7 protein-coding genes are annotated in these 7,534 nt (G+C 56.8%); 4 read left to right on the top strand and 3 right to left on the bottom strand.

Annotated features, from left to right (window positions below; all coding sequences use genetic code 11):
- Positions 1-197: 197 nt before the first annotated feature.
- Together AC1D13_RS21230 and AC1D13_RS21225 are read left to right on the top strand one after the other, a co-directional pair.
- Positions 198-1,931 carry a PglL family O-oligosaccharyltransferase gene (locus AC1D13_RS21230; protein WP_457282447.1) on the top strand — a complete coding sequence of 578 codons (1,734 nt, stop codon included), beginning with the start codon at positions 198-200 and terminating at the stop codon, positions 1,929-1,931.
- 119 nt (positions 1,932-2,050) lie between these two features.
- A complete protein-coding gene (locus AC1D13_RS21225) occupies positions 2,051-3,673 on the top strand; it encodes a PglL family O-oligosaccharyltransferase (RefSeq protein WP_457282462.1) in 1,623 nt (540 codons plus the stop codon).
- 8 nt (positions 3,674-3,681) lie between these two features.
- Here the strand turns inward: AC1D13_RS21225 and moaC are convergent, their stop codons facing one another.
- Positions 3,682-4,206, bottom strand: a complete 525-nt coding sequence (gene moaC, locus AC1D13_RS21220; protein ID WP_477666966.1) for a cyclic pyranopterin monophosphate synthase MoaC — start codon at positions 4,204-4,206, stop codon at positions 3,682-3,684.
- A gap of 6 nt (positions 4,207-4,212) precedes the next feature.
- On the opposite strand from moaC, the gene tfpZ reads away from it, so the two are divergent.
- Entirely contained in the window at positions 4,213-4,992 is a 780-nt protein-coding gene (gene tfpZ, locus AC1D13_RS21215) for a TfpX/TfpZ family type IV pilin accessory protein (protein ID WP_457282445.1), read from the top strand.
- A 13-nt stretch (positions 4,993-5,005) separates the two neighbouring features.
- On the top strand, positions 5,006-6,610 hold the full coding sequence (locus AC1D13_RS21210; protein WP_477666965.1) for a M48 family metalloprotease: 1,605 nt from the start codon (positions 5,006-5,008) through the stop codon (positions 6,608-6,610).
- Here the strand turns inward: AC1D13_RS21210 and AC1D13_RS21205 are convergent.
- Together AC1D13_RS21205 and AC1D13_RS21200 are read right to left on the bottom strand one after the other, a co-directional pair.
- Positions 6,566-6,919: a phage holin family protein gene (locus AC1D13_RS21205; RefSeq protein WP_457282444.1), complete on the bottom strand. Its 354-nt coding sequence runs from the start codon at positions 6,917-6,919 to the stop codon at positions 6,566-6,568. The genes AC1D13_RS21210 and AC1D13_RS21205 overlap by 45 nt on opposite strands.
- A 164-nt stretch (positions 6,920-7,083) precedes the next feature.
- The gene (locus tag AC1D13_RS21200; protein ID WP_457282443.1) at positions 7,084-7,533 is read right to left on the bottom strand and encodes a hypothetical protein; all 450 of its coding nucleotides are present in this window, start codon (positions 7,531-7,533) and stop codon (positions 7,084-7,086) included.
- Position 7,534 lies beyond the last annotated feature (1 nt).

The raw sequence follows: 7,534 nt of genomic DNA, 5'->3' as shown, positions 1-7,534 counted from the left end.
ATGTTGGCGCAACCATCTTCAAGTGGGTGTGTGGCCCCGGATCGACGGGTACCGCAATGCCTACGAAATACCTCCCAGGTTCTTGCCGGGGCTAAAACCTGATTGCTGCGTAACGCAGCAATTCATGGGTTAACAAGCGGCGCGTCTTTGACGCGCCGCTTTTATTTGGGCAAAAGTTGTCCGATGGAGTCCGACAGTTGATTTCTGAAACTTCAGTGCGAGTCAGGCTATTTGCATGGTTGTCTGTGTTGGCATTCCTTGCGTATCTGTTGCCGAATCATTACTCTCCCTGGCTCTCTGCGCATCAGGAATCGGCGATGGCGGTGGCTTTTTTGCCTCTGGTTATGTGGGTGGCCTTTTACAGAACAGTGAATGTGCCAATACTGGCGGTGGCCGCTTGGGCCCTGGCAGTAGTTCCATTTTTTCAATTGGGTACGGGGCTGATTGTTTATCGCAGTGATGCCCTGATGGCGTTCCTCTACCTGTCTGGGTTCGGGCTGGTCGTTTTGACGGGTTTTCGCTACGCAAGGTCGAGCGATAAAGATTTAATCGACCTCACCCGCATTACGGCGTTGTGGGTCGCCATTCTGCTGGCTGGAATTGTTTCCATGGGAATTGCATTTCACCAGTGGCTGGACCTTCGGTTGCTGGGACTCTTTTTGATCGAACTCCCCCCGAATGCCCGTGTTTACGCGAATTTGGCGCAACCTAACCATTTCGCAACGCTCCTGCTCCTCAGCCTTACAGGGCTTCTGTTTCTATTCGAAGCCGGGAAAATTCGCCCATCTATAGGTCTGATAGCTGCTTTCCTGCTGGCATTTGGGCTTGTCATGACTGGCTCTCGCTCCGTGTTATTGGCGTGGTGCTGGTTTCTGCTTCTGTTCATAACGCTACGACGACGATGTCAATTGCGCGTCAAGTGGGAGGGCATTGCTGCGGTCGCTTCGTTTTACCTGGTTATCTCTTTGATGTGGTCTTCGATTAACGAATGGCTACTGCTAGGCGATGGAGTGACCAGTGCGGTGGATCGGCTTAACCCCGGCGTAAGAACCATTTACTGGGAGTCCATGCTGAAAGCAATTTCTCTGGCGCCATGGCAGGGGTATGGTTGGGGGCAGATACCTGCGGCGCAACAAGCTACCGCATTGGCCTATCCGCCAACACACACCTTTTTTGAGAGCTCTCACAATCTTTTTCTTGACTTGATATTGTGGAATGGACTACCTATAGGGCTCGCTGTTGTGCTGTTGCTCTCGGGCTGGTTTTTTTTGCAATATCGCAAAGTTCATGACGCCTTGTCTTGGTGTCTTTTGCTCGGTGTGGGTTTTGTGTTCAGTCACGCCATGGTTGAATTGCCCTTGAACTACGCTTACTTTCTGTTTCCTGTCGGCTTTTGGATGGGAGTTTTGAATGCTAACTCCGGTTGGGTCCTGCGTGATTGGCGCCCGTGGGCTGCCAAGCGGATAGTACGTCCGGCATTGATTTCTATCGTTATCGCGACGGCGGTCCTCTTTATTCTTGTTTTAAGGGAATATCCGGCATTTGAAGAGGACTGGCAAAACATGCGCTATGAGGAAGCGCGCATTGGGAACAATGTATCCCCGCCGGCACGGGCGCTATTGTTAAACCAACTGGAGGAATTACTCCGCTTTACGCGAACCCAGGCTAGCCCCGGTATGACAGCAGAGCAGTTGAACTGGATGCGAGAAGTATCAAGGCGATATGCATATTCCTCCGCATTGTTTCGCTATGCTACGGCTGCGGGTTTGAATGGAGATAAAGTGGAAGCAAAACGTGCGCTGCAACTTCTTTGCAGCCTGCATCCGGTTGCAACATGTTCTGAGGCAAGAATGTCGTGGACGGAGCTATCCAAAAGTAAATGGCCACAACTTTCGGATATCCAGTTTCCTGCGATGCCCCCGGAAAAATGAATTTACCATCAGCTGTACCAGTTAAAAAAACAACGAGATATGCCAGAGAAGCTGACCTATCCAGTGCAAGTGAACGCGTGCTATAGAGCTAAATCGCCTGTGATGGATTGCGACAGGTGATGGTGACAGGAAAAGGGAAGCTTCTTGCTGGCACATGGAAGGGGCTCGTTACCTTACTCATCACGTTGCCCTGGCTTAATCCAATCGCGGGAGGGCCCTCCCCCAATGTTGTTCCGTTGCTGATGAGTCTCGCCGCTGGTGCTGGCCTGATGTTTCTTCACTCCTTCTTGCCGAATATATATAAGGATAAGGCGACGAGCGAGGCTCCGTTTTGCGGGTACTGGACAGCCCCGGTTTCCCTGGCATGGCTTCTGGCGGGGACGATCAGCAGCATCTTTGCCTTGTTGCAATACTCCGGGCATGCCGATGCCCTCGCCCCCTGGGTGGCCAATGCCGGACTGGGTGAGGCCTTCGCAAACTTGCGCCAGCGCAATCAATTTGCCACCCTTAGCAATATTTCCCTGGCTGCCGTGATTTGGTGGGTGACGAAGGATACGGGGCCCCGTGGCCCCGCTGTGAAGGCCTACAGCTGGCGGTTACTTGCACTTGTCTCGGCTGCGGGAGTACTTGCGTTGGGAAATGCCGCTTCTTCCTCCCGCACGGGAATGGTTCAGCTATTTTTCGTAGCTGGATTGTGGTGGTACTGGGGGGCGATGCGACTACCCCGCGTTCGCCGGCTGCTATGGGTATCAGTGGCTGTGTACGTGTTGGGCATACTCTTCCTCCCATGGATGGCCGGGCTGGATCCCTTGTTGTACGGGGCGGCAGCCCGATTTCTGGCCGGCGATGAACTCTGCGTTAGCCGCTGGACGCTCTGGTCGAACGTGTTGAATCTGATTGCCCAAAAACCGTGGTTTGGCTGGGGATGGGGTGAACTGGATTACGCGCATTACATCACCCTTTACAACGGTCCCCGGTTCTGTCAAATACTCGACAACGCGCACAACTTACCTCTGCAACTGGCTGTTGAGCTAGGGCTTCCCGCGTCGCTATTCGTTTGCGGTGCCTTTGCGTATTGGACAATCCGCCGTGCACCATGGCGCGAAACTAATCCGACACGCCAGCTCGCATGGACCGTGCTTCTAGTGATTCTGCTCCACAGCATGCTCGAATATCCGCTATGGTATGGCCCATTTCAGATGGCTTTCTGTCTTTGCATCGCAATGCTCTGGAGGCGGGAGAATGCGGCCCCGATGGCGGCGAATCTGCCAAAACCTGTATTAGCCCGCCGTGTATCGGTCATAGGCATGCCTTTGCTGGGAGGTGCTCTGGCAATAGCCGTTGTCTATGCTGCGTGGGACTATCGCCGCGTCAGCCAGATCTATCTTCCCGTGGACGAACGATCTGCCGTCTATCGCAGCGACACGCTTGCCAAAATTGAGGGCTCGTGGCTATTCGCCGATCAAGTGCGCTTTGCCCAGATATCTCTCACGCCTCTGACTCCGGCAAACGCCCAATGGACATTTAATACCGCAAGCGCATTGCTGCATTATTCGCCGGAGCCACGAGTTATCGAAAAGCTCATTGAAAGTGCAGTGATGCTCGGCTCTGATGATGTAGCTGTCGAGCATCTGGCGCGTTACAAGGCCGCTTTCCCGACGGAATACGCACAATGGACGCGGCAAAACAGCAAATTTGTACCGGGGCAGGCGCCACCGACGGGAGCGGCGGCCGCCAGATGAGGACGGTACTACAAGGGCTCGTGGACGAAACTGCCTGATTTACCGCCGTGTTTCTCAAGCACATGCACGTCGGTGATGGTCATGCTTCGATCTACGGCCTTGCACATGTCATAGATCGTCAAGAGAGAAATTTGCACCGCAGTCAGTGCTTCCATTTCGACGCCCGTTGGACCAACGGTCTCTACTGTTGCGGAACAGGCGATGCAGGAGACTTTCTCATCCGGGGTGAATTTGATGGTTACCCGTGTCAGAGCCAAAGGATGACATAGCGGTATCAGGTCGCTGGTTCTTTTGGCCGCCATGATCCCGGCGACGCGAGCAATGCCCAGCACATCCCCTTTTTTTGCGCTACCGGCAAGGATGATGGACAGCGTCGCTGAATTCATTACTATACGGCCCTGCGCGATGGCCACACGGTGCGTGGCAGTTTTGCCGGATACATCCACCATATGGGCCTGGCCCTGAGCGTCAAAATGAGTGAGTGTTGGGTCGGACATCTTGCGGCAAGAACCTTTACATGTATCCATCATCATAAGACCATGTTCAAAAATCCAAAGTTTTGGAGGAGCCGGCTTAAGGCTTCCGGTATTCATCTAGGTGTTAGCCTGGCAATAGCCTTGTGCGCGGCTTTGCTGGTTTTTATCATTTGGTATCCCTATCCCTATCGCGAGATATCCGGGGGGCGCGAGCTCTTCCTGTTGGTCATTGTGGTGGATGTGATCATGGGCCCGCTGATGACCCTTGCCGTGTTCAACACCGCCAAGCCGCGTAAGGAGTTGTGTCTGGATTTGTGTGTGATCGGGCTGTTGCAGTTGGCCGCGCTTGCTTACGGTCTCTGGACGGTTGCAGTGGCCCGTCCTGTGCATCTGGTTTTTGAATTCGACCGTTTTCGGGTGGTTCATGCCATTGAAGTTGACCCGGGGCTTCTTTCTCTTGCGCCTGAAGGGCTGCGGCAACTGCCGTTGACCGGGCCGACACTGTTGTCAGTGCGGGAGTTCAAGGACGCCAAGGAAAGTTTCGACGCAACCATGGCGGCGCTGGACGGCGCGCCTCTGGGTGCTCGTCCCGATCTATGGCAAAACTATGAAATGGCCAAGCCCCAGATCCTGAGACAGGCCAAGCCTCTTGCAGAACTCAAAACCCGTTTTCCTGCGGACATTGTTGGTATCGATAACGCATTGGCATCAGCGTTGGCATCGGGTCGCAAGATTAGCGATATTGGCTATATTCCAATGATCGGGCGCAAGACTTTTTGGACTGTCCTCATCGATACCAAAACCGCAGAGGTAATTGCATTTGTACCCATTGACTCCTTCTAGGCGAACTGTGTCCGTGAAGCCGCGTCCGGCCCTGAACCGCCTTGCTCTGGCCTGCATTGTTTTCATGGCTTTGGGCGGTTCCTCGCTGGCTCAGGCGCCCGTCGGTACGACCGGAGGCTCAACGGGTTCATTGCCATCGCTGGGTGAAACTTCCGACCTCGCAGCGGCAGCAGAGCGCCGTATTGGAGACCGCATCGCCGTCAGCATCTACCGCGACCCTGACTACATTGATGATCCGGTGCTCGGCGATTACCTCCAGAGTATCTGGTTGCCGCTGGTAGCCGCCGCAAGGACCCGGGGCGAGCTCAATGCCGAACTTGAAGAGCGTTTTGCCTGGCAGGTTTTTCTGATCCGGGACCGCAGCATCAATGCCTTTGCATTGCCCGGGGGCTACTTTGGCGTACACCTGGGCCTGCTGGCCGCGGTGAGCAGTTCCGATGAGGTGGCCGCAGTGATGGGCCATGAACTCAGCCATGTGACCCAGCGGCACATTGCGCGCATGCTGACGCAACAGTCGCGCCAGACCCCCTGGATGATTGCCGCCATGATTCTTGGCGTGCTGGCTGCCGGGAAGAGCAGCAATGCCGGCAGCGCCGCCGTGGTCGGCGGGCAGGCGGTCGCGATGCAGAACCAGCTCAACTTTTCCAGGGACATGGAGCGGGAGGCCGACCGCGTGGGTTTCGGGGTCATGACCGATGCGGGTTTTGAAAGCCGCGGTGTTTCGGCCATGTTCGAAAAGCTGCAGCAGGCCTCGCGCCTGAACGACAACGGCTCCTTTCCCTATTTGAGATCCCATCCGTTGACGACCGAGCGAATTGCCGAAGCGCGGGCGCGCGTGCAACTGTCTTCAACGGACGCGGCAAAACCCTCGCGCGAAAAAGAAACCGAGGCCGGCAGAGCCCGCGTGTTACACGCCATGATGGCATCGCGGGCGCGTATCCTGGCAGCCCCGGGGGTTGATGTTCTGCGCTCCATGGTGGCGGAGGCCCAGCGCCAGACAGGCCCTGTTGCCGCACTGCAACCGCTTCCCACGGCCGACAATGTGCGTGATGCTGGAGTTGTGTATGGTGGCGCTTTTGCGGCGGCCCGGCTGCGCGATTTCACCACGGCGAAAAGCTTGCTGGAACGGTTGAAACCGCTTGCTGTGGGTGCGCCGCATGCCGCCAATGCGGTGGATCTGCTGGCCGTTGAAATTGACTTGATGGCCGGCTTGGTTCCCCCGACAGCGGCATCTGCCGACATTTCCAGGGCGACATCTCGCGCTGAGGTACTGCTGCAGTCCCAGTCGTTGATGGCCGCGAACCGTGCGCAGGACGTTTCGGGCCGGCTACAAAGCTGGGTGACGCTGCATCCCAAGGACGCGATGGCCTGGCAGCTGCTTGCGGTCGCGTACGGCAAGCAAAACAAGCAGGTTCAGGCGATTCGCGCTGATGCGGAAAGCCGCGCCGCCCAGCTGGACTACCCGGCGGCGCTGGACCGCTTCAAGGCGGCGCAGGGCTTGATGCGCAGCAACCCCGGCAACGCAGATTACGTGGAGGGTTCGATCATCGACACACGAACCCGTCAGACCGAACTACTTGTTAAAGAGCAGGCGCTCCAGGACAAAGTCGATCGCTAGCTGCAGCACCGAATAAATCAGTGAGCCTATCAGCGCTGCGGCAAAACCCGTGACGTTCAGACTGCTGATCAGGCTGGCCGCGGCCCAGAACATCAGCGCGTTGATGACAAACAGGAACAAGCCCAGCGTCACCAGCGTGACGGGCAGCGTCAGCAGAACCAGGATCGGGCGCACCACCATGTTGAGCGCACCGAGCACCGCCGCGGCAATCAGCGCGCCGGTGAAGCTGGTCACCACGACCCCGGGGTAGAGATAGGCAACGGCCAGCAAGGCCGCTGCGCTTAAAAGCCATTTGAGGATAAGTTTCATGGGCAAAGAATACCACCGGCCTGCCCGATTCGGCCCCCATCCCTCTGGCAAGCAGAAGCCGCGTGCCCGGGGTTGTACACGGTCTTTTGTGTCCGTGTGCAACCCGATTCAGCGGATCAAGCCGGGGAGGTGGCCCTCCCGACTTCAGCACGAAGTGAAAGCCGTCAGTCGCTTGCGACCAGCAGCCCGGCACCTGCCAGTGCCGTGGCATAACCCAGGATGCCGTGGCTTTCCTGGGCCTGCGTTGCCGTGACCGGTTGCATGTCCTGGCCGAATTTCGGCCGCCGGGCATCCAGCACGCGTGCAACGCCATACTGCTTGATGAGGCCCTCGGTCTGGGTGATCAGGGTGGCCTGCGCCAGCTGGGTCAACACGGTGTTGCCTTCTTTTTGAAGAAGAGGCGTCAACTGTGCGAACACCTTTTCGGCCCACTTGCCGCGCCAGCTTTCCCGCGCACTGTGTGTTACCCATTTGCTGACGCGGTGCGTCACGCGGGGTGCGCAGCCGACCACGATCCAGCGAGTAGGGCTGTGGGCCTCGCCGGCCGGCAGCATGGGTTGCAGCATCTGCAGGGCATATGCGGCATCGTCAATGTACACAATGATGTTGTCCATA

This window comes from Polaromonas sp. P1_E12, from assembly GCF_056405975.1.
This window is presented reverse-complemented; position numbering and strand designations above follow the sequence as displayed.